This window comes from Lelliottia sp. EB106-05-01-XG201 (assembly GCF_058791735.1).
In genome coordinates this window covers 912,287-934,093 of the sequence record NZ_JBYTDV010000001.1, presented here as the reverse complement: position 1 = coordinate 934,093, position 21,807 = coordinate 912,287, and the positions used below count along the sequence as shown (strand labels likewise).

Below are 21,807 nucleotides of genomic sequence, written 5' to 3'. Positions count from 1 at the left end.
GCCGGCTTTTTCCCGGAGGTACTGCTTATTATTTTTTAGAAGGAATACGCCACACCTAAACGGAAACGGGTCTGACGCTCGTCGGTATCTTTCACGCCCACGTTGCCCACTTCCACATACGGCGCCCAGTTTTTATCCCATTTGTAAGCCAGCTTGGCGTTATATTCGTTAGAATAATCTTTATTGTTATTACGAATCATCCCTTCTGAACTCTTCGCATAAACATAATTCAGCTCGGTACGGAAATCGCCCATCACCCAACCCACCCACGCATCGCCACGATTCACTTTATCGTCGTCTTTATTTGAGCTGGATGGGTAGCGAGTATATTCATAACGATAACGGGCAGCCACGTAGAAACCGCTGTCGAAACTGTATTGCAAATGCAGATTCGGTTTATAGATGGTACGGCTGTCATTACTTTCGATAGTAAATGCCGGTGTCAGCGCAATATTGTCGGTGGCTTTCCAGCGCCAGCTAATCTGGTCTTCATGGCCGTTACCCACGACATCAGCAAACGGCTGATCCGCTTTGTCGCCGCCGGATTTCCACTTCGCTTCCACGGAGAAACCTAAGCCATTGGCGAAGCGGTGTGACACGGAGACACGGTCGGCGTTAGAGCCGCTGTCGATATATTCGTGACGTAAGTCAACGGTCACAGCCTGAGCTGCAAAAGACGCACCAACGAGAGAAGCAAGGACCAGAGATTTCTTAAACATGCAAAAACCCTCAAGTAAATAAAATGATGTTTCGTTTTTATGAAATTGCATTTTATTTTTTAACCACCGGTATTTTAGTGATCAAGATCGTAATTATTTGTTTCACTTTTTTTGGCAAAGATCGACGTGACAGCCATCAACAAACGCAGGGCATTAAAAGGGAATTTCAGGTTTAAGATCACACAATGAGGGTATTTGATCAGAACACGAAGCTTTTGGATTTAACCGGAGCCTTTAGAATCATCTCATAAGGGTAAAAATAGATTTCAGACGGATACAAAAAAGCCTCCAATAAGGAGGCTTCGCAAAAATGTTATTTTCTGCGGACTATCTTTCGATGGCTAGCGCCACGCCCTGCCCGCCGCCAATACACAGGGTGGCTAACCCTTTGCGCGCGTTGCGCTTGGTCATCTCATGCACCAGCGAGACCAAAATACGACAGCCGGACGCGCCAATCGGGTGGCCGAGCGCAATCGCGCCGCCGTTGACATTCACCCGGCTCGGATCCCACTCCAGCATTTTCCCGACCGAGATCGCCTGGGCAGCAAAGGCTTCGTTCACTTCGATCAGATCCACATCGCCAAGCTGCCAACCCGCACGCTCCAGACAGCGACGCGTGGCGTACACCGGCGCGATCCCCATCAGGGCAGGATCGACGCCCACGCTGGCAAAGGCTTTGATGCGCGCCAGCACAGGAAGATTCAGCTCTTCGGCTTTGCTTTCGCTCATCATCATCACCGCCGCCGCGCCGTCGTTGATCGACGAGGCGTTACCCGCCGTCACCGAGCCGAGCGTTTCAAAGGCAGGATTGAGCATCGCTAGCCCTTCGGCGCTGGCGTCCGTGCGCGGCTGTTCGTCGGTGTCGACAATCAGCAGTTGACCGTTTTGATGCAGCGTATTCACCGGCACGATTTCATCGCGAAAACGCCCGGAGTCGATGGCGGCGCGCGCTTTTTGCTGCGAGCTGAGGGCGTAGGCATCCTGTAGCTCACGGCTGATGCCATACTCCCGCGCCAGATTTTCCGCCGTCACGCCCATATGATAATCGTTGAACGCATCCCACAGGCCGTCGTGTACCAGGCTGTCGAGCAGCTGGCTATTGCCAAGCTGTGCGCCGGTTCGACTGTCGGTGAGAACGTGCGGCGCGCGGCTCATGTTCTCCTGGCCGCCGGCGATGATCACGTCGGCCTCTCCGCACTGAATCGCCTGGGTCGCGAGATGCAGCGCTTTCAGCCCCGAGCCGCAGACGTCGTTGATGGTGATCGCCGAGACCGTATTCGGCAGCCCGCCTTTCAGCGCCGCCTGACGCGCAGGGTTCTGCCCGGCGCCCGCCGTCAGCACCTGGCCCAGGATCACTTCATCAATTTCATGGGCGGCAATCCCACTGCGTTCGACCAGGGCTTTCACGACCACGCTCCCCAGTTCAACCGCCGAGTGGCGTGCCAGCGCGCCCTGAAAACAGCCGATAGCCGTACGCAACGCACCCACTATCACGACATCTTTCATCTCTACCTCTGCGCAAAATGACACCGCTGATAGTAGATGCATTGTTATCAACAATTAACGTAATTGTTTAAAAAAAGTGAGTTTTGTCACAGGATTAGCGCGCGTCCTGCAGATACTGGCGCAGCCAGCTTCCGGCGACGCCTGGCGGGCTGCGTTTGTTCCACAGAAGATCGATGGCGACCGAGCGCGGCCAGCCGGGAACGCTGATTTGCACCAGACTTTTGGCGGCGGCGAACTCTTCTACCAGCGCACAGGGCAGCGCGCACCAGCCGAAGCCCTGCACTGCCATGCTGAGAAGTAACAGATAGTTGGGCGCGGACCAGATCGGGCCGCGCACCTGGGGGGTTTCGCGTTCCAGATAGGTGCTGAGCTGCAGTTCGCGCCAGCCGTGCAGTTCATCGACTTCCACCCGGCCCTGCGCCGCGAGCGGATGGGTGGTCGAGACATAGATCGCCATCTGGGTTTGCATCGGCAGGCGGATCACGCCGATCCCGGTGGGATAAACGTCGCGCGCCTCCGTGAGGCCAATCTGCGCGCGCTCTTTTTGCAGGAGATCGATCACGTCCTCCTCCTCGCCAATCAGGCACTCAAACTCCGTGTGCGGAAAGCGCCTGTCGAACTGGATCATCAGATCCTCCAGCACGTCCGGGTTGAGCGTGTCCGAGAGCACAAAGGTCAGCCGGGCTTCGGTCTGCGCCGTCAGGGAGACCGCCAGCTCATCCAGCCGCGCGCTGGCGGCCAGAATCGACTGCACGTAGCCCAACACCTGTTCGCCCTGTTCAGTCAGAACGGGCTGGCGCGCGGAGCGATCAAACAGCGCAAAACCCAGATCGGCTTCGAGATTGGCAATCGCGGTGCTGACAGTGGACTGGCTTTTACGCAGGCGTCGCGCCGCCGCGGAGAACGAGCCGGTGGCGACGGTTTCAACGAAGGCGTTCAGAGCTTCGGGGGAGTAGCGCATGAAGTATCTATTTTATCGATGGATAGTATCTTTTATATATCACAAATAACGATAAAAATAGCTCGCATCAACGCCCATTCTGGCGAATTCATGAGGTCAGGTTATGCAACACGATGTACAAAAACGAAAACTGCCGGAGCGCGTCTTCCACGCGGTGTGCTTCGAGGGGATCGCGACAGCGATCCTGGCGCCGACCGCCGCCTGGTTAATGCAGCGTTCGGTAATGGAGATGGGCGGGCTCACCATTATCCTGGCAACGACGGCGATGGTCTGGAACATCATCTATAACTTCGGCTTCGACCGCTTCTGGCCGGTTCACCGCGTCACCCGTACCGCGAAAGTCCGCGCCTTCCATGCCCTGGGCTTTGAGTGTGGCTTTATCGTGATCGGGGTGTCGATCGTTTCGGCGGTGCTCGGCGTCACGCTGCTACAGGCATTCACCCTGGAAATAGGTTTCTTCCTGTTCTTCCTGCCGTACACCATGTTCTATAACTGGGCGTACGACACGCTGCGCGATAAATTTATCAAGCGACGCCAGCAACGACGCGCCCTGGCGAACTGATCCCCACCAGGCCGGAAGCCCCTTCCGGCCTCTCCCCGCGACGTCAACTGCGCCTTCCATCCATAATTATGGTAAATTACGCTTCTTTTTGTTCGTTTTATAGTTGATACGTTGCTCTAATGTCGAAAATTTGGTCAAAAGAAGAGACTCTCTGGAGTTTCGCCCTCTATGGCACTGCCGTGGGCGCAGGAACCCTGTTCTTGCCCATTCAGCTCGGCTCCGCAGGCGCGATTGTCCTGCTAATTACCGCCCTCGTGGCTTATCCATTAACCTACTGGCCGCACAAAGCGCTGGCCCAGTTCATCCTGTCGTCGAACGCCAAAGGCAGCGAAGGGATCACCAGTGCGGTGACGCACTACTACGGCAAAAAGATCGGCAATCTGATCACCACGCTCTACTTTGTCGCCTTCTTTGTGGTGGTACTGATTTACGCCGTGGCGATCACCAATTCGATCACCGAACAGCTGGCGAAACATCTGACCGTCGACACCACCGTGCGCGTGCTGGTGAGTCTCGGGGTGGTGATGGTGCTGAATCTGATCTTCTTAACGGGCCGCCACGTCACCATCAAAGTGATGGGGTTCCTGGTCTTCCCGCTGATCGCCTACTTCCTGTTTGTGTCGCTGTACCTCACCACCCGCTGGCAGCCGTCGCTGTTAACCAGCCAGATGGCGTTCGATCAGCACACCCTGCACCAGGTATGGATTTCTATTCCAGTGATGGTTTTCGCTTTTAGCCATACGCCGATCATCTCTACCTTTGCCGTCGACAGACGCGAAAAGTACGGCGATGCGGCAATGGGTAAATGCAAAAAAATCATGAAGGTCGCGTACCTGATCATTTGCCTGAGCGTGCTGTTCTTTGTCTTCAGCTGCCTGCTGTCGATTCCGCCGTCGTACATCGTGGCGGCTAAAGAGGAAGGGGTGACGATTCTTTCTGCGCTCTCCATGATGCCGTCATCCCCGGCCTGGCTGGGTATTTCGGGTATCGCGGTGGCGATTGTGGCGATGTCGAAATCCTTCCTCGGCACCTATTTTGGGGTGATTGAAGGGGCGACGGAGATCGTTAAGTCGTCGCTGAATCAGGTAGGGATTAAGAAGAGCCGCGCCTTTAACCGCGCCCTGTCGATCATGGCGGTGTCGTTCATTACCTTTGTGGTGTGCTGCATCAACCCGAACGCGATTTCGATGATCTACGCCATCAGCGGGCCGCTGATAGCCATGATTTTATTCATCATGCCGACGCTTTCGACCTACCTCATTCCGGCGCTCAAACCGTACCGTTCTTTCGGCAATCTGCTGACGCTGATTGTCGGCGTGCTGTGCGTGTCGGTGATGTTTGTCGGGTAACACTTCTGTAGGCCGGGCAAGCGCAGCGCCCCCGGCAAAAAGCGCCCGATGGCGCTTCGCTTATCGGGCCTACACATTCCGTACTATACGATAGAGCACATGCTTTGCCAGACGATGATCGGGCGGGAGTGCAGGATGTAAAAACTCCCCTGCTCTGGTCATCCCCAGCCGTTTCATCAAACTCTCAGACGGCGTATTCAGCACTGATGTAAAAGAGACCACCTCACGCAGCGCCAGCGTTTCAAAGCCAAACTCCAGCGCCGCCGCAGCCGCCTCGTGCGCCAGCCCCTGATGCCAGAAGGCTTTCGCCAGACGCCAGCCAATTTCGGTACAAGGCGAAAAGGCAAAACGATCGGGCTGAGGATGCAAACCAACGCAGCCGACAAACTCACCGCTCTCTTTTGCCTCAACGGCCCAAAAACCCCAGCCACGCTCGTCAATGCCCTCGCGGAATCGCCCGGCGAGAGTATCGCTCTCTTCGCGCGTTAAGGGCGCGGGGAAAAATCGCATCACCTCGGGATCGCCGTTCAGCGTCGCGAAAGGGGCCAGATCGGCGGGCGTCCACTGGCGGAGGAGCAGTCGGGGCGTCTCAATCTTCTCAGGCACGGATATCATCGTATTCCCGCGTCTTATCAAACTCGTGTTTGGCGAACGGACAGAGCGGGATAACCTTGCGATTTTCCGCCCGCATCTTTTCAACGACTTTCGCCACCAGCTGTTTGCCCACGCCCTGCCCTTTCAGGCTGGCGTCGACATCCGTGTGCTCAATGATGCTCAGGTGCTCTCCCGTCGGGACAAACACAATTTCGGCGACCTGATTACCCTGCGCATCGTTGACGTAAAACTTGTTATGGCCTTCCAGAATATTCATGGTTCCTCGCTTATTTCTGGCGGTACTTCAGCGCACCGCTCGGGCAGGTATCGATCACGCTCTTGACCGTTTCAACGTCCACTTCATCCGGGATGATCCACGGCTTACGTTTCAGATTAAACAGCTTGCTGCTGCCGCGCACGCAGTTTCCCGAGTGCTGGCACATTCCCGTATTGAAGTAGACATCAATTTTCTCACCGGTATACGCCCGGTATCCCGCTTCCAGTAAATCCTTATCCACGACAGTCTCTCCGTTATTGTTATAGGTTCGGGATAAGCATAGCGCCGATAAAGACGAATGTATTGGGTGACAGTCTCATTGAGTTTCTACCTGGTAGCCGAATCACCTGTCGTTAAGCCATTCCCGCATCCGCTTTTTTTAGGTTAGCTGGATTAAACTTATTATCAAATTATCCCCACGCTTTATTTCGAGGCAAGAATACTCAATAGCATCCCATTTTATATTTATAACGGTTTTTGCATCATGAATGATTCGCGCGTTATCTATTCATGATAAATATTAATTAATGAAAAACTATTGTAAAACACAAACTTAACCCTCTCACTTTATTTACCCTTATGCTATAGCGATGTCAACTCGCTTTATGTCTTTTATCGGGCCATTCATGCCCTTCCCGTACTTTATGCGACCCAATTTATTTCTTGAACTTTTTAAGCCACTACTATAATTGTAGCTTTTAAAAGTTTTCACCAAAAAGTAAATAGTATTTACCCCGTTCCATTATGATATTTACGAAATAAGAGGATAAGATTCACCCTGTAAATTTCACTGTTATGCACTCTGTCTCGAATATATAGTACCCAGCGTCAAAAAGGCGTAACTGGATAATTTCTGGCAAAAGACTCTTACTTCAAAGTAACTCGACAGAAACATAGCAATGGATGGAATGAAAAATGACGTTTAAACTTTTGATGCAGCAAACCGGACAACATGCGCATGAAATAGCCCTGTCGCAAAATAACAACACCACGTTCGTATCCGCCATGCCGGGGTCACGTTTTTCTATTGAAAAACAGGCAGGTGATATTCAGAACATGACGCGAAACGGGGAGCAGTTAGTGATCAACAGTGCCGATGGAAAATCCGTTGTGATTGACCATTTCTTTGGCCCTGCAAATAAAGATATGAAATCCCTGACCATGAATGACGTTGGCACCGGACATAAAGAATATGTTCTGGGTGATGAACATATTTATGCCAACGGTCAGCCCGTTGTTTCTTATCCTCCGGAACAATTACGGCAAATGGTATCCGGCCAGGAATATTATTCCCACCAGGCAGGTGAAGCAGCTGCCGCAGGAACGGGTGAACAGGAGAGTAAATCGGAAGTCGATCCGCTGTGGGTGGCGCTGGGTCTGGGTGGCGTCGCTCTGATTGCCGGGACCATCGCCCTGCTGGCGAATAACGATGACGACGATGATGACCACCACAGCGACAGCAATGGTGGCGGCGGTGACGACGATAACGGCGGCGACACGCCGGTTCCACCCGATCCTGATGCCAACAAAGGCTACGCCCATGCGGTAACGATGGATGTCTCCAACGGCTCCTCGCTGCATGGCACCACGGACACCCCCAACGCCAAAATCATGATCGACACCAACGGTGACGGGAAACCCGATTACACCGCCACCAGCGATGCGAAAGGCAGCTGGAGCGTGCCGTCGTGCGAGCCGCATCTGGCGGATAACCAGAGCGTCACCGCCTGGGTCGTCGACGAAAACGGTGCTAAAAACCAGACCTCCATTACCGTCGATTTCCACGCGCCGGACGTGGTATCGCTGGATGTGACCACCGACCTGACGGCGTTGTCTGGCGTTACGGAAGCGAATGCGATTGTCAGTCTTGATGTGGATGGCGACGGCAAAGCCGACTACTCCATCAAAGCCGACGCCGAGGGGAAGTACAGCTTTGCTCTGGTCGATCAGGTCCTGATTCCGGGCACCTCGGTGCTGACCATCACCGACACCGCCGGGAACAGCACCACGGTACACCTGCCGCTGAACGCCGCGCCAACCATTCTCGGCATCAGCGATACGCCTGACGGCACCATTGAGATGACCAACAGCACGCTCAGCACCTCCCCGACGGTGCACGGGATGGGCGAGCCTGGCAGCGAAATTGACGTCGTGGACAGCAACGGCAACGTCGTCGCCACCACCCAGGTCGGCGCCGACGGCCAGTGGCAGATCACCCTCGATAATTTAGCGCAGGGCAGCAACACCTTCTCCGCCGTTACCCACGCGAGCGCCGAAGCGACGTCCTCATGCGATAACCAGACCTCTGCGATCACCGTTAACTACATCAGCGGTCAGGGCAATCTGAATGTGATCACCCCGGACGACGTGATCCACACGGTGGAAACCGATAACGGGATCAACACCACGCAGAGCATTACGCGCGCCATGCCTGGCGGCGGATATTTGATTGCCTGGGCCCAGCCGGAAAGCGCGGGCTCCGAATATTACGATATCAAAATCAATATCTACGATGATAAAGGCCAGGTGGTGAACACCCTGACAGTCGGTCAGGAAAACACCATGGACGGCTACACGACGACAGACGGCTTGCAGGGGCTGAACAACTTTGACGTGTCCGTCTCCCCTGTCGACGGCTCCATCACCGTGTTCTACGCGGAAGGCACGCCGGGCGATCTGGGCTACACCGGCACCACAGCCGTTTACGAGCGTTTCACCGCCGACGGCACGCCGATCACCGATGGTCCGCAGACCGTCGTGGCTACGGAAGATCAAGGCGGCCTGAACGGTCTGCTGGATTCGATTCTCGGCCAGCACATTGCCGATGCGATCAACGGCGCCGTGGATGTCGTCTGGAACGCCATCGATAAAGTGATCCAGCCGATCGGCGAGATTTTTGGCGTCGATATTGATGGGCTGGAAAAAACGCTGGTCGATGGCCTGAGCGATCGTCTCGCCAGCCTGCTCTACGGTTCGGGTACTTTTGGCGCGAACATTATCCAGATGGATGATGGCAGCGTGGTCTTTGTCGGCTCGCGTTATTCCGAAGGGCTGGATAGCGGCACCCTGATCGATCGTCTCGATATCAGCGGCTTTATCCACGATTTCTGCGATGACCTGGGGATGAGCAGCATCGGCGACTTCCTGTGCAAAGTGCTGGTTGAACCTATCGAGAACGTGGTCGACAGCATTCTTGAATGGGTAGATATCAGCACCGGCAGCGCCGGTAGCCTGGTCTGGGGCGTGGAATTTGCCCCGGACGAAAATGGCAACCTGGTGCAAACCACGGACTTCCAGTACGACCAGGTACGCAATATTGTCTCTGGCCTGGATGAAAACGGCTTTATCTCCGGAAGCGATCATAACGGCACGATCAACCAGATTGCCCAGTGGATTTTTGGCACCAACGGGGACTCCGTCGGCGCAAGCATCGGTCTGGACGGCACCCAGTGCGGGGAGAATACCTACGCGGTGATCTGGCAGTCGATGGGCAAAAACGCCGAGATGTCAGACACCACCACGCCGGAAATCAAAATCACCCTGGTGGACGCGACGACAGGCAAGCACATCACCAGTGACGTGGTGCTGTCGCATTCCGGTCTTGATCCCAAAATCGTGACGCTCGACGACGGCTCGCTGGTGGCGACTTACGTCAGCCTTAACCCACAGGATCACGGCGATATTTACGCCCAGCATCTTAGCGTCTCTAACGGACAGTTTATCGCGCTCGGCAACCCGCAGTGCGTGAACACCGTCACCGAGGGCACCCAGGGTCTGATCGACGGCACCTTTAAAGAGGCCTACGACGTCAGTGCGCTTGATAACGGCGGCTTTATCGTCACCTGGACCTCAACCGCCGCCGACGGCAAAGAGCATCTGGAAGCGCAGCTGTTCGATATGGACTGCGTGAAAGTGGGCTCGGAAATGCAGATTGATTCCGGCCACGGAAACGCCATCAACGACTCCAGCGTCACGGCTCTCGATGACGGCGGCTACGTGGTGAACTGGAGCGAAAGCAACCTGACCGACAACACCAGCACGGTGATGTACGCAATCTATAACGACGATGGCTCTTTACGCACCTCCGGGGCAGAGAGCGCCACGCCGGACAACGGTTCGGAATATCATCTGGCACCAGAGACCACGACCTTCACCGGCAGCGATGGCTCAGACGTTATTGACGCCCATCTGGCCTCCGCGACCGTCAACGGCGGCAACGGTGACGACCGCATTATGGTCGACAGCAACACCATTGCTCACGTCGACGGCGGCGCAGGCAACGATACGGTCGTTATCGCCAACGACGGCAACGTGAACAGCGACGCGCTGGCGAAATTCAGCCATATCGAAACCATTGATTTGAATGCCAGCAACGGGGCAAACACCTTAACGCTCTCCATCGACGACGTGCTTAAAACCACCTCGGGCGGCGATAAATTGTTTATTACCGGCGGGGCAAACGACACGGTGGATCTTGACCAGGAGAAGTGGACGATGACCGCCACCGGGTGCAAAGACGGGCAATCTTACAATCTTTACACCTACGACGATGACCACCACACCCAGGTCTGGGTGCAGAACAACATGCAAATTGCGTAATCACGTTATCTGAAGCCTGAGCGTAGAGAAGCGATTTTCTCTACGCTCTCAATCACAGGTCAAAATGGATGTTATTGTCTCGATGGAGTGCCGGGCTGGCGATTGCAGCGCGGGAACTGAGCCTAAACGTTAGCGAAGATAATCTGGTCCACCTGGTTAAGCAGGGCCACGATGACGTTTCGCTTTTTAAAGCGATGGCAGAATATCTGGGGCTACAGTATCAGGAATGTCATCTTAAACTCTCGGCCCTGCCGGGGGAGCTATTTCCGCTCTGCATGCCGTTGCAGAATAATAAAATGGTGGTCGTCCATAGCGTTGAGCAGGATAAAGCGCTGGTCACTTTTGTGGAAACGCCAAAAATAAAAGTCGAGATCGCCCTCGATACTCTCGAACCCCAGCGGGAAGGCAGCGTCTGGATAGTTAAACGCACGCCCTTGTCACAGGGATATAAATTACGCACTGCGGCCTATTCTGATAACCCGCACTGGCTGTGGAAATTAATTCAAAAAGATCTTCGCTTTTATGTGCTGATTACCGTCAGCGCTCTGTTTGGCAATATCTTAACGCTCGGCAGTTCTCTGTTTTCCATGCAGGTTTATGACCGCGTCATTCCTGCGCAATCGTTCTCTACCCTGTGGGTGCTGTTTGGCGGTGTGATCATCGCCCTGCTCTGCGACATGCTGCTGCGGCTGGCGCGCAGCAAACTGGCGGATGCTATCGGCAAACGGGCGGATATCTCCATGTCCTCGCTCTTTTACGCCCGCGCCATGAGCATTAAGAACAGCGCCACGCCGGAATCGACCGGCGGGTTTATTGCCCAGATCCGTGAAATCGAACACGTGCGGGAACTGCTCACCTCGACCACGGTGCTGGCGATTGTCGATATGCCGTTTATCACCCTGTTCCTCGGTCTGATCTGGATGATCGGCGGCTGGCTGGTACTGCCGACACTGCTGGCGATCCCGCTGATTGTGGTGCCCGGCATTATCATTCAGTGGCCGCTGGCCCGCCTGTCCGGGAAAGGCCACGAAGAGAGCGCCCAGCGTAACGCCATGCTGGTGGAGACCATTCAGGGTCTGGAAGATATCAAACTCACCCAGTCCGAAGATCGCTTTATCGGCCTCTGGGAGCACTGCGTCAGCACCGCCTCGCAAATCTCCCTCGAACAGCGCCGCTGGGGACACCGGCTCAGCAACTGGTGCCAGTTCGTGCAGCAAAGCGTCTACTCCTGCGTGATTGCCCTCGGGGTGTATCTGGTGATCGACAATACCATCACCACCGGTACGCTCATCGCCTGCTCGATCCTCTCTTCGCGCACCGTGGGGCCGCTGGGACAAATTGCCGGGGTGCTGACCCGCTGGCAGCAGGCGCGTATCTCCCTGCGCGGGCTGAATGATTTTCTCGAGCGCCCTCTCGAACAGCGCGCCTTCACGGAATCCACCCACCTGCCGACCATCCACGGCAATTATGAACTCGCGAACACGCGTTTTCGCTTCCAGCCCGACACCCAATGGTCGGTGGATATCGAAAAACTCTCCATCAAAGCCGGGGAGAAGATTGCCATTATCGGCAGCATCGGCGCGGGAAAATCGACGCTGCTGCGCGTGTTGTCAGGCATGGCGGATAACGCCGAAGGAGAAATCGCCCTCGACGGCGTGTCGATGAGCAACCTCTCCGTCAACGATCTGCGCAACGGCATGAGCTACCTGCAGCAGGATGCCCAGCTGTTTCGCGGAACGGTGCGGGATAACGTGCTGCTGGGAAATCCGCATGCCAGCGCGGAGGAGATCGTCAAGAGCCTGACGCTCTCAGGCGCGGCCGGGGTGTTACGCAACAATCGCGGGCTGGACCTGCCTATCTCCGAAGGGGGAAAAGGGTTGTCCGGCGGTCAGCGTCAGGCGCTGCTGCTGGCCAGAACACTCATTCAGAACGGCAATGTATTACTGCTGGACGAACCCACGGCGTCGATGGACGAAGTCACCGAAATGCACGTGGTGAATGCCCTGCAAAAACATTGTCAGGCCAAAACTCTGGTGGTGGTGACCCATCGCCACGCGCCGTTAAAACTGGTGGATCGGATTATCGTCATGGACCGCGGAAAAATCGTTGCGGATGGCCCCAAAGAACGGGTGCTCCAGCAGCTGAATTCGAACAAAAGGATTGCCTGATGAGCTTCTCTTCTCAGACCCCGATCAGGGACAGCTATTACGCCCAGATTAAGGGCAGCATCATGGTGATTGCCATTATCGTGCTGACCATCACCGCGCTGCTCATCTGGAGCAAATTCGCGCTGCTCGATGAGGTGACCACCGGACAAGGTAAAGTCATAACCTGGAGCCGCTCGCAGGTGATCCAGTCCCGCGACGGGGGCGTGATCCGCGCCCTGCTGGTGCGTGAGGGCGACCACGTCAACGCCGGGCAGCGCATCGCCGTGCTGGACTCCACGCGCTTTCAGGCCGGTTTTAATGAAATTGGCTCGCGGGTCAAAGCCCTCGCCGTGGCGGTCGCCCGATTACAGGCCGAAATATCCGGCATTGACGGTCAGGCGGTCACGCCCGACTATGTGGATATTCTCAGGAAATATAATGTTGCCGAAAAAGACGCTCACCAATTATCTGATGAGGATATTCTGGCGGCCAACAAAGATATTATTACCCACGAGTCGTCTCTGTATACAATGCGCCACAAAGCGCTGCTCGAATCCATTACGGGCATGGAAAGAAGCCGCCAGCTGGCGCAAAACGAGCTGAATATGACATTACCTCTGGTGGCAAAAGGCGCCGTTTCAGAGGTAGAAGAATTACGCCTGCGTCGTGAAGTTTCCGATCTGGTAAATAAAATTAATGAGACGCGCAACAGCTGGTATGAACAAAGCAAAGCCGAGCTGGTAAAACAAAAAACCGAACTCGACTCGCTTTATTATCAGCTATTACAGCGCGGCGACCAGCTATCGGGAACGACTATTTATTCACCGGTAAAAGGCGTGGTGAAAGATGTACAAATCACCACCGTGGGCGGCGTGCTGGAGCCGGGCGGGAAATTACTTGAGGTGGTGCCGTCCGAAGATCAGTTACTGATTGAGGTGAAAATAAACCCGCGCGATATCGCGTTTATTCATCCGGGTCAGAAAGCGGTGGTGAAAATCAGCGCCTATGAGTCCTCGATTTACGGGACCATGAAAGCCGTCGTGGATCGTATTTCCCCGGACACGCTGGCCGACGAAACCCATCGGGACCAGTTTTATTATCAGATTGACGTTCGCACTGCGCAGTCATCCCTGTTTAGCAAAGACGGAAAGGCCCATGAAATATCGCCCGGCATGATCGCCACGGCCGATATTTCGACGGGGCAAAAAACCGTCTTCGATTATCTGGTAAAACCCTTAAACAAAGCTAAAGAAGCTTTAAGAGAACGCTAATGAAAAAATGGATTGTATCATTATGTGGCCTGTTCTCTGGCATTGCCTCGCAACCGGCTACTGCCGAATCGCTGGTGCAGGCATTGCAGCAAGGGATTTCCCGTTCGCCTTCTTTGCAATATTCCTTAAGCCAGATCTCCGCCAGCGAAAGTTCTGTCAATCAGGCCCGCAGCGGATGGCTGCCAAATATCAGCGTCTCCGCGGGGCAACAGGCGACGGGAGAAACATCTGATACCGGGGATAATCAGTATGCGCTGACGGTCCAGCAAAATTTATTCGATTTTGGCCGCACCGGCGACCGGGTGGATAACGCGAAATACAACAAAGGCTCGCAAATCTGGAAAGCGATTGACGATGCTGAAACCGTCTCCTCAAAGGTGGCGGAGAGTTATTTCAATATCCTGAAGGGCCAGCACCTGCTGCAAAACAATATCGCCGAAATGGTCGAGCATAAAAGGATCCTTGAGCTTGCCGTGGCGCGCGCCGAAGGCGGCGTGGATAACCAGGGCGACGTGCGTCAGGTCGAGGTGAGGATCCGCGGCCTGGAGGCGAGCGCCGAGAGCATTCAGGCTCAGCTGCAGGCAGCGGAAAACGAGTACCAGATTCTGGTCGGCGCGCCGTCCGGCGTGCTGGAAGACACGGATCTGACCTTTCTCGACCGGGAAATCAGCAAAGACCTGCGGGAGCTGATCAGGGTTTCGCCACAGATCCGGGCGCTGCAGATGGAGCAGGCGGCTGTCAGCTCGCAGTATCAGTACGTGCGCAAAAGCTGGCTGCCTCAGCTCTCGGTCTCCCTGTCGCAGGGCAAGACATCCATTTACGGCGCGAATGATACTCAGGTGATGTTCAACGTCACCAGCAACGTGTTCGACGGCGGGAATACCTTCTTCCAGGCGGAAAACGCAGCAAAACAGGTGGAATCTGCGCGCTGGAACGTGCAGAAATCGATGGAAGATAACGCCACCAACGTATCAGAAAGTTTTCAGCAGGCGTTGGGCTATAAACAAGAAGCGGCTATCTACAAGGTGCGAGAAACCCAGTCGAAACAGGTGATGTCTCTGTATAACGATCAGTATCGCGTTAACCGCCGCTCGGTTCTGGATCTGTTAAATGCCGCTCAGGAGTATTACCAGACCATCGACAGCCAGATAAACAGCATGGCGAGTTACCAGATCACGATGCTCAGGGCAGTCGCAAAGCTTGGGAAAATAAACCAGGCCTTTGGCATTCATGTGGCAATAGACAAAGATCAGGATATTGAGTCTGCGCTGAACGATCAGCCTGATATCGTTGACAATCAAGAGACAGACTCGACGATTCCGCAAAACATCGTGGATAGCGCCCCGCCTTCTTTACCTGCGGTAACAGATCAGGTTGATACCTCCGCTGCAATGGAAAGCAGCGGACGTTCTGTTCCCACGACTCCGCCCGTCAGTGCGGTAAAAAATCAATCCGCCGCCTCCGGCGCGATAAAAGATATAGAAGATCCTTTAGCTATGTTGTCCCCCTAATGTAATTCACCATATTTTTATAGCGAGAATGGATAATGGAACTGTCTAAAAAGAAGATCTTTGTGTACTCGTCGAATAATTTTATAACCTTCACTATTAAGGAGATTTTGTCGAAAAATTTTGACTACGAAGCCATTTGTATGCCGTTGCCAAAAGAGAACGTCGCCGACATTCTTCATGACAACGCATGCGAGACGATTATATTTGATTCGTCGTTGCTGTTTGATACGACCTTCAGGAAAGATTTACATTCTCGTACCCATCTGAAAGCGATTATTTTAGTGAATGGCGAAGTGGATTATAGCCTGCGACAAATCATCAGCAGCCACGCGGACGGCATGATTGATTGCACCTTCGATATGGATATTATCGTGCTGATCATTACGGCGGTGATGAAAGGATTCCAGTGTCTGCCAAAATCTCCGCTTAAAGACGTCAATCTGAATTCACAGCTTTCACTTCTGACCCAGCGGGAAAGAGAAGTTCTGCATTTTGTTTCGCAGGGCGTTTCCAATAAGTCTATCGCTGACTTTCTGGGCGTGAGTTACAAAACCGTGTGCGTTCATCGCTATAACATTATGTACAAACTCAAAGTGGATAAACTCTCCGCCGTCTCCAGTATGGACAAATTAAGCAAACCTGCCGCGTAATTGCAGCGGGTTGAGAATCAACCTACGGATTCACTGTTTTATAAAGAAGGAACTATGGGATTATTTCGCCAGGAAGTGACTGAATCCAGAAGACGTCACTGGCTGGGAGAGGTGATTATTGCCTCTCCGCCATCGTTACGCCTGAGCGCGCATATTGCGCTGGGCATTGTCTTTGTGCTGATTTTATTTATCTACTTTTTTTCTTATACCCGAAAGCAGCAGGTTTCCGGGGTATTAATGCCGGATAAAGGGATTATCCGCATCTATAGCCCGCAGGCGGGATCCGTCAAAAACGTCTTCGTTAAAGAAGGGGACAAAGTCACGCTGGGGGAGCCTCTTTTCGTCCTTTCAAGCGACCGCTCCCTTGAGGGAAAAGATGCCACCCAGGAGACCATCAGCGAGCAAATCCGCACCCGGCTGAAACTGTTCAATAACACCCTGCGTGAAGTGGAGGGCAGCTGGATCACCGATAAAACGGCCTCCGAGCGCCAGATCCAGCAGTTGACCGAGCAGGTCAAACTCCAGGAGCAAGAGAGCAATAATCAGCTGATGCTTTCGCAGCTCCTCAATAAACGGGTCGCGCAATATCAGGAGCTGTGGGGGAAAGAGTATGTTTCGCTGGAGCAATTTCAGCGCGTCAAAGAGGAGAGCCTGCGCCAGAACGGCGCGCTTGAGACCAGCCGCAGCGCGCTGATTAATAGCCGCCGTGAATTAATTCAGCGCACCAACGAGCAGCTCCAGCTGGAGAGCAACTATCAGAAACAGCGCAATGACATCGCCAGCAAAATCGCCTCCACCGAGCAAGAGCTGACGGAGAGCGAGTCCAAAAGGGAGATTATTATTCGCGCCACCAAGCCAGGCACAGTCACCGCGCTGACCGCGACCGCCGGGCAATATTTTGATGGCCACGCCCCGCTGTTAAGCATTATCCCGCAGGACTCCCGGCTGCTGGCGTATCTCTACGCGCCGAGCTACGCCGTCGGGTTTATTCGCCCGCACAGCGACGTCTGGCTGCGCTACCCCGCCTGGCCGTGGCAGAAATTCGGTCAATATCATGGCGTGGTGGTGAGCGTCTCAAAAGTCGCGCTGACGCAAAACGAAATGGATCTCTTTGAAAACAAAGAGGCGGGCGCCCCGCTCTATCGCATCGTGGTCCAGCCGGACGCGCATTACGTCAATGTCTACGGTCAGAAAATGGAGCTGCAGGCCGGCATGCAGCTCGAAGCCGACGTGGTGCGTGAAAACCGACGCTTATATGAATGGATATTTGAACCGTTGCTCAAAATGGCACCGTCAGAGTTAGTGAGTCAGGGGAAAGGGAATGCTCAGTAAATTACAGGCCATCAACTTTGGCTTTCGCAGCAAAGCACTGCCCATGGTGCTGCAAACCGAGGCCGCAGAATGTGGCCTCGCGTGCCTGTGCATGGTGTCGGCGTGGCATAACAACGTGCTGGATCTGCGCCAGATGCGCCGCGAGCATGGCGTCTCGCAAAAAGGGTTAACGCTCAATCAGCTGGTGAATGTGGCGCGCGACCACCAGCTTGCCAGCCGCTCGCTGCGCCTGGATATGGCCGAGCTGAGCCAGCTCCGGCTGCCCTGCGTATTGCACTGGGACATGGTGCATTTTGTTGTCCTGAAAGAGGTGGGAAGCAAACACTGCGTGATCCACGATCCGGCTATCGGCCCTCGCGTGGTCTCCCTGGCGGACGTGTCGGCCTCTTTTACCGGCGTGGCGCTGGAGCTGTGGCCGGACAAAAATTTCACCCACACCGCGCCGCCGCTGAAAGTGAAGTTTGGTCAGCTGATTGGCCGCATCGTCGGGCTGAAATCCAGCGCGGCTTACGTCATCGCGCTGGGGCTTGCCATTGAGTTTATTACCCTGCTGCTGCCACTCTTTTCCCAGTGGACGATTGATGATGCGATCGTCTCAAGCGATCGCCATCTGCTGCTGGTCCTGATGCTGGGATACGCCCTGACGCTGCTGATCAAACAGGTGATGTCGATGATCCGCGCGTGGGTGATGATCTACATCACCACCTCAATCCGCGTGCAGTGGCAGGGCAGCGTGTTTCACCATCTGTTGAGACTCCCGGTCGCCTTTTTCGAGCGGCGGCATCTGGGGGATCTGGTCTCGCGCTTTGGCGCGGTGGAAGCCATCCAGGGAACCCTCTCCTCCTCGTTCCTGGTCGCCGTGCTCGACGGCCTGCTCAGTATTATCACTCTGGTGATGATGCTGCTTTACAGCCCCATGCTGACGCTAATCCCCTTGCTGGTGATCGGTGCCTATTTGCTGGGTCGTCTGATCTGGTATCGGCCGCTGCGCAATGCGTCTCAGGAGCAAATTATCCACGCCGCGAAGCAGAACTCGCACTTTCTGGAAACCCTGCGGGGCGTCAAAACGCTCAAGCTGTATCAGAAAACGACCCTGCGTTCTGACGAATGGTTAACCCTGCTGGTCAATCAGCTCAACGCGGGCGTAAGAACCCAGAAACTGCAGATTTACTATCAGCAGCTGAACAGCATTCTTTTCTCACTCGATAATCTGCTGGTGCTGGGCATTGGCGCGTCGATGGTGATCGACCAGGTCTTCACCGTCGGTTTGCTGATGGCGTTTATCTCCTACAAGGGCCAGTTTCTCGAGCGCGTGCGCAATCTGATCGACAACGCCTTTGCCCTGCGCATGCTCTCGATTCAGACAGAGCGGCTGGCGGATATCGTGCTCAGCGACCCGGAAGAGAGCGAAATCAGCCACGTCGGGCTGCCGATGGATCGTAGCGCCCCGTCGCTGACCTTTAGCGCCCTCTCCTTCCAGTACGCCCCGCAGGAGCCGCTGGTGCTGGATGAGGTCTCATTCACGGTGGCAGCCGGAGAGTGCGTGGCGATCATGGGGACATCGGGCTGCGGGAAAACCACGCTCGGACAGCTTGCCCTCGGCTGCCTTCAGCCTACGCAGGGCGAGATCCTGATCGACGGCGTGCCGCTGCCCAAGTTTGGCGTGGAATCCCTGCGCAGTATCAGCGCCGCGGTGCTGCAGGACGACGTTCTGTTTGCGGGCACCATCATCGACAACATCACCTTTGGCGATGCCAATGACGACATGGCCTTTGCCGTCCAGTGCGCGGAAATGGCGGCCATTCATCATGACATCATGGCGATGCCGATGAAGTACAACACCCTGGTGGGCGACATGGGCGCCGCGCTTTCCGGCGGGCAAAAACAGCGCCTGTTTTTAGCCCGCGCCTTATATCGCAGGCCCGCGTTTTTACTGCTCGATGAAGCGACCAGCCATCTCGACCTGTTCCTGGAGAAAAAGGTCAACGACGCCCTGCGCCAGCTGCGCATTACCCGGCTGATGATTGCGCACCGACCGCAGACGCTGATGATGGCCGACCGGGTCATCGTCATGGAGGGTGGCCGCGTGGCGGGCGACAAAACCCCGGCAGACATTTTCAACCCGACGCAGGGAGAACGCCCATGATGCGCCTGTTTTCACTCGTGGCGCTGATGCTGGCTGGCGTCATCAGCGCGTTCGCCATCGCAGAGGATAACCTGCAGCAGCTTCTGGACAGCGGCGAGCAAAGACCCACCGCGACGAATGCCCAGACCACCTCGCCGGAAACCCTGGCGCTGCTGGATAAGCTCCAGCTGGAAAGTACCGATCGCGCAGCGCCGGTCGCCAAAGAGATCGCCATGCCCTCTCCCGTCAAAGCCCCGGAGTGGCTGCTGAACGAGGAGAATGATATCGAAGAGGCCTGCAACATCACCTCGACGACCAGCGTGAAGCATTTTGCCCAGGCCCTGACGCTGGCCCTGTGTCAGGACCCCGGCATGCGCAGCCTGGCGCTGAACATGCGCCACTATCTGTATGATTACAAAATGAGTCAGGCGAGCTGGATGCCGGACATCAACGCCATTTTCAGCTCCGCCAGCGAAAGCGACAGCTACGCTTTCCAGCATTCGGGCAGCCAAAAGCAGACCGACCGGACGATGAACTCCGGGGTGGAGCTGAACTGGCTGCTGTTTGATTTCGGCAAACGCGAAGCGCTGATTAGCCAAAAGCAGGATCTGTGGCTGAGCAATCGCTACCAGGCGCTGTCGGGCCTGCAGGATTTTGTCATCTCTTTTGCGCAGACTTATTACCAGGTACTGGCGAAGCGCACCATCCTCTCTGCCGCGAAGCAGAACGAGATGATTGCGCGCAAAACCTGGGACACCACGCAGAACAAATACCGCTCCGGCGTGGGCGTGCTGGCGGATGCATTGCAGGCGGAAAACGTGTTGCTCTCTGCCACCCAGGACCGGGTGCAGAGTGAGGGGGATTACCAGCAGTCCATTGGTCAGCTCGCCAGCGCGTTAAACTTCCCCGTCGACAGCCAGATCCACCCGGAAGATAACCTCGAGGTGCCGTCGGACACGCAGATGATGGCCCTGAAGCCGCTGCTGGACGAAGCGGTAAAACAGCACCCGATGATCCTCGCCGCCAGGAAAAACATCGAAGCCGCGGACGAACAGCTGAATCAGGCGCAGCGGGATTTTCTGCCGTCCATCTCGCTACAGGCCGGTGTTAACCGGGAAGTGTCGTCTCTGGACCAGAACCGTTACGAGCCGCTCAACCGAACCGACTCGATGTTTGTCGGCCTGAACGTCTCGGTTCCGCTGTTCTCGGGTTTTCGCCGCTATAATCAGCTGCAGGACGCCCACGTTCAGCAGGCGTTATCCCAAGAGGATTATCAGCGTGTAGTGAATGATGTCGGGCTGAAAACCTGGAACGCCTGGCAAAAACTGAATACCACTAACCACAACCTGCGGTTGATTTCCCAGCGCCTGAAAACGGCGCGCAGGGCTTATGATATTGCCAACGGGCGTTATTTAACCGGCGTGGGATCGATTATTGAACTTCTGAATACCCAGCAGCAATTATCGACGACCGAAATCGACGAAGCGAATATTCGGATCGCCTGGTATCTCCAGCGACTTTCGCTTTTATCGGCTGTGGGTAAATTAACTTTATATTAATAACTTACGCGCTAAATTAAACGCAATGAAATATTCAGCTATGCGCCCCGAAATAATAAATACCTGTGAATTTGCCTATACAATATTTTTGATTTATCGATAATTGCTCCTGTCATTCAAATACACGAATGACAGGTATTTACTGGCAATGGATATTATAAGGACATTAAAGAAATGCGTGAATTGAATCAAGCTGAAGTCGAAATGGTAAACGGTGCGTGGGCATCTTCTCTTGGCGATGCGATTGAAGGCGCTGTATATGGCGCAGGTGCAGGTTTTTGTACCGGTCTGGCATTAGGTGGCATCAACACCAAATCCGATGGTCTGGGCTTTGGCGTGATCGCTCAGGGCGTTGGCGCGGTGGTCGGTAGCGTGGTCGGCACCGTTGTCGGTGGCGTGGGCGGCTTCCTGTATGGCAAAGACGATATCACCACTTTCGTTGACGGTTACACCGATCAGATTGGTGGCTAAGACCGTCTGACAGAATGGCGATTCTGGCCGCCATTCTGCGGGTGATGCTTAGGGAGGTGGCTTAATCAGCCACCTCCTTTTGTGTAGCACCCATAAAAAAGGGTCTCTGACCGAATAACCGAATCAGAGACCCTTTATTTTGTATACTAAACATAATGACGTTTGACCTCTTAA

17 protein-coding genes are annotated in these 21,807 nt (G+C 54.8%); 11 read left to right on the top strand and 6 right to left on the bottom strand.

What is annotated here, in order from left to right; translation table 11 throughout:
• Nucleotides 1-35 precede the first annotated feature (35 nt).
• The 3 genes from AC3WS9_RS04415 to AC3WS9_RS04405 all read right to left on the bottom strand — a co-directional run bounded on the left by AC3WS9_RS04415 (nt 36) and on the right by AC3WS9_RS04405 (nt 3,186).
• Nucleotides 36-719 (bottom strand): oligogalacturonate-specific porin KdgM family protein, encoded by a 684-nt coding sequence (locus AC3WS9_RS04415; RefSeq protein WP_282494460.1) that lies wholly within the window; start codon nt 717-719, stop codon nt 36-38.
• A gap of 327 nt (nt 720-1,046) precedes the next feature.
• A complete protein-coding gene (locus AC3WS9_RS04410; protein WP_282494459.1) occupies nt 1,047-2,225 on the bottom strand; it encodes an acetyl-CoA C-acetyltransferase in 1,179 nt (392 codons plus the stop codon).
• 94 nt (nt 2,226-2,319) lie between these two features.
• Nucleotides 2,320-3,186: a LysR family transcriptional regulator gene (locus AC3WS9_RS04405; RefSeq protein WP_282494458.1), complete on the bottom strand. Its 867-nt coding sequence runs from the start codon at nt 3,184-3,186 to the stop codon at nt 2,320-2,322.
• A 103-nt stretch (nt 3,187-3,289) separates the two neighbouring features.
• Here AC3WS9_RS04405 and AC3WS9_RS04400 point away from each other — a divergent pair, with 103 nt between their 5' ends.
• Together AC3WS9_RS04400 and AC3WS9_RS04395 are read left to right on the top strand one after the other, a co-directional pair.
• Nucleotides 3,290-3,748 (top strand): multidrug/biocide efflux PACE transporter, encoded by a 459-nt coding sequence (locus tag AC3WS9_RS04400; RefSeq protein ID WP_492486933.1) that lies wholly within the window; start codon nt 3,290-3,292, stop codon nt 3,746-3,748.
• 119 nt (nt 3,749-3,867) lie between these two features.
• Complete coding sequence (locus AC3WS9_RS04395; RefSeq protein ID WP_285150902.1) at nt 3,868-5,097, top strand: amino acid permease; 1,230 nt, start codon at nt 3,868-3,870, stop codon at nt 5,095-5,097.
• 69 nt (nt 5,098-5,166) lie between these two features.
• Here the strand turns inward: AC3WS9_RS04395 and AC3WS9_RS04390 are convergent, their stop codons facing one another.
• The 3 genes from AC3WS9_RS04390 to yjdI are packed head-to-tail and all read right to left on the bottom strand — an operon-like array spanning nt 5,167 to nt 6,209.
• Nucleotides 5,167-5,712: a GNAT family N-acetyltransferase gene (locus AC3WS9_RS04390; protein ID WP_492486930.1), complete on the bottom strand. Its 546-nt coding sequence runs from the start codon at nt 5,710-5,712 to the stop codon at nt 5,167-5,169.
• Complete coding sequence (locus tag AC3WS9_RS04385) at nt 5,696-5,968, bottom strand: GNAT family N-acetyltransferase (protein ID WP_492486928.1); 273 nt, start codon at nt 5,966-5,968, stop codon at nt 5,696-5,698. The genes AC3WS9_RS04390 and AC3WS9_RS04385 overlap by 17 nt, the downstream gene beginning before the upstream one ends.
• 10 nt (nt 5,969-5,978) lie before the next feature.
• Entirely contained in the window at nt 5,979-6,209 is a 231-nt protein-coding gene (gene yjdI / locus AC3WS9_RS04380; RefSeq protein ID WP_285143774.1) for a 4Fe-4S mono-cluster protein YjdI, read from the bottom strand.
• A 674-nt stretch (nt 6,210-6,883) separates the two neighbouring features.
• Here yjdI and AC3WS9_RS04375 point away from each other — a divergent pair.
• The 9 genes from AC3WS9_RS04375 (at nt 6,884) to AC3WS9_RS04335 (ending at nt 21,633) form a co-directional block, all read left to right on the top strand.
• Nucleotides 6,884-10,567: an Ig-like domain-containing protein gene (locus AC3WS9_RS04375; RefSeq protein ID WP_492486925.1), complete on the top strand. Its 3,684-nt coding sequence runs from the start codon at nt 6,884-6,886 to the stop codon at nt 10,565-10,567.
• A gap of 68 nt (nt 10,568-10,635) precedes the next feature.
• Complete coding sequence (locus AC3WS9_RS04370; RefSeq protein ID WP_492486923.1) at nt 10,636-12,735, top strand: type I secretion system permease/ATPase; 2,100 nt, start codon at nt 10,636-10,638, stop codon at nt 12,733-12,735.
• The gene (locus AC3WS9_RS04365; RefSeq protein ID WP_282494450.1) at nt 12,735-13,985 is read left to right on the top strand and encodes a beta-barrel domain-containing protein; all 1,251 of its coding nucleotides are present in this window, start codon (nt 12,735-12,737) and stop codon (nt 13,983-13,985) included. The genes AC3WS9_RS04370 and AC3WS9_RS04365 overlap by 1 nt, the downstream gene beginning before the upstream one ends.
• The gene (locus AC3WS9_RS04360) at nt 13,985-15,496 is read left to right on the top strand and encodes a TolC family protein (RefSeq protein WP_492486921.1); all 1,512 of its coding nucleotides are present in this window, start codon (nt 13,985-13,987) and stop codon (nt 15,494-15,496) included. The genes AC3WS9_RS04365 and AC3WS9_RS04360 overlap by 1 nt, the downstream gene beginning before the upstream one ends.
• A gap of 107 nt (nt 15,497-15,603) precedes the next feature.
• A complete protein-coding gene (locus AC3WS9_RS04355; protein ID WP_492486919.1) occupies nt 15,604-16,146 on the top strand; it encodes a response regulator transcription factor in 543 nt (180 codons plus the stop codon).
• Between the two features lie 54 nt (nt 16,147-16,200).
• Nucleotides 16,201-17,478: a biotin/lipoyl-containing protein gene (locus AC3WS9_RS04350; protein WP_492486917.1), complete on the top strand. Its 1,278-nt coding sequence runs from the start codon at nt 16,201-16,203 to the stop codon at nt 17,476-17,478.
• Entirely contained in the window at nt 17,468-19,624 is a 2,157-nt protein-coding gene (locus tag AC3WS9_RS04345) for a peptidase domain-containing ABC transporter (RefSeq protein ID WP_492486915.1), read from the top strand. The genes AC3WS9_RS04350 and AC3WS9_RS04345 overlap by 11 nt, the downstream gene beginning before the upstream one ends.
• Nucleotides 19,621-21,162 carry a TolC family protein gene (locus AC3WS9_RS04340; protein WP_492486913.1) on the top strand — a complete coding sequence of 514 codons (1,542 nt, stop codon included), beginning with the start codon at nt 19,621-19,623 and terminating at the stop codon, nt 21,160-21,162. Before AC3WS9_RS04345 ends, AC3WS9_RS04340 begins: the two co-directional genes overlap by 4 nt.
• 174 nt (nt 21,163-21,336) lie before the next feature.
• Nucleotides 21,337-21,633: a DUF5862 family protein gene (locus tag AC3WS9_RS04335; protein WP_282494444.1), complete on the top strand. Its 297-nt coding sequence runs from the start codon at nt 21,337-21,339 to the stop codon at nt 21,631-21,633.
• Nucleotides 21,634-21,807 lie beyond the last annotated feature (174 nt).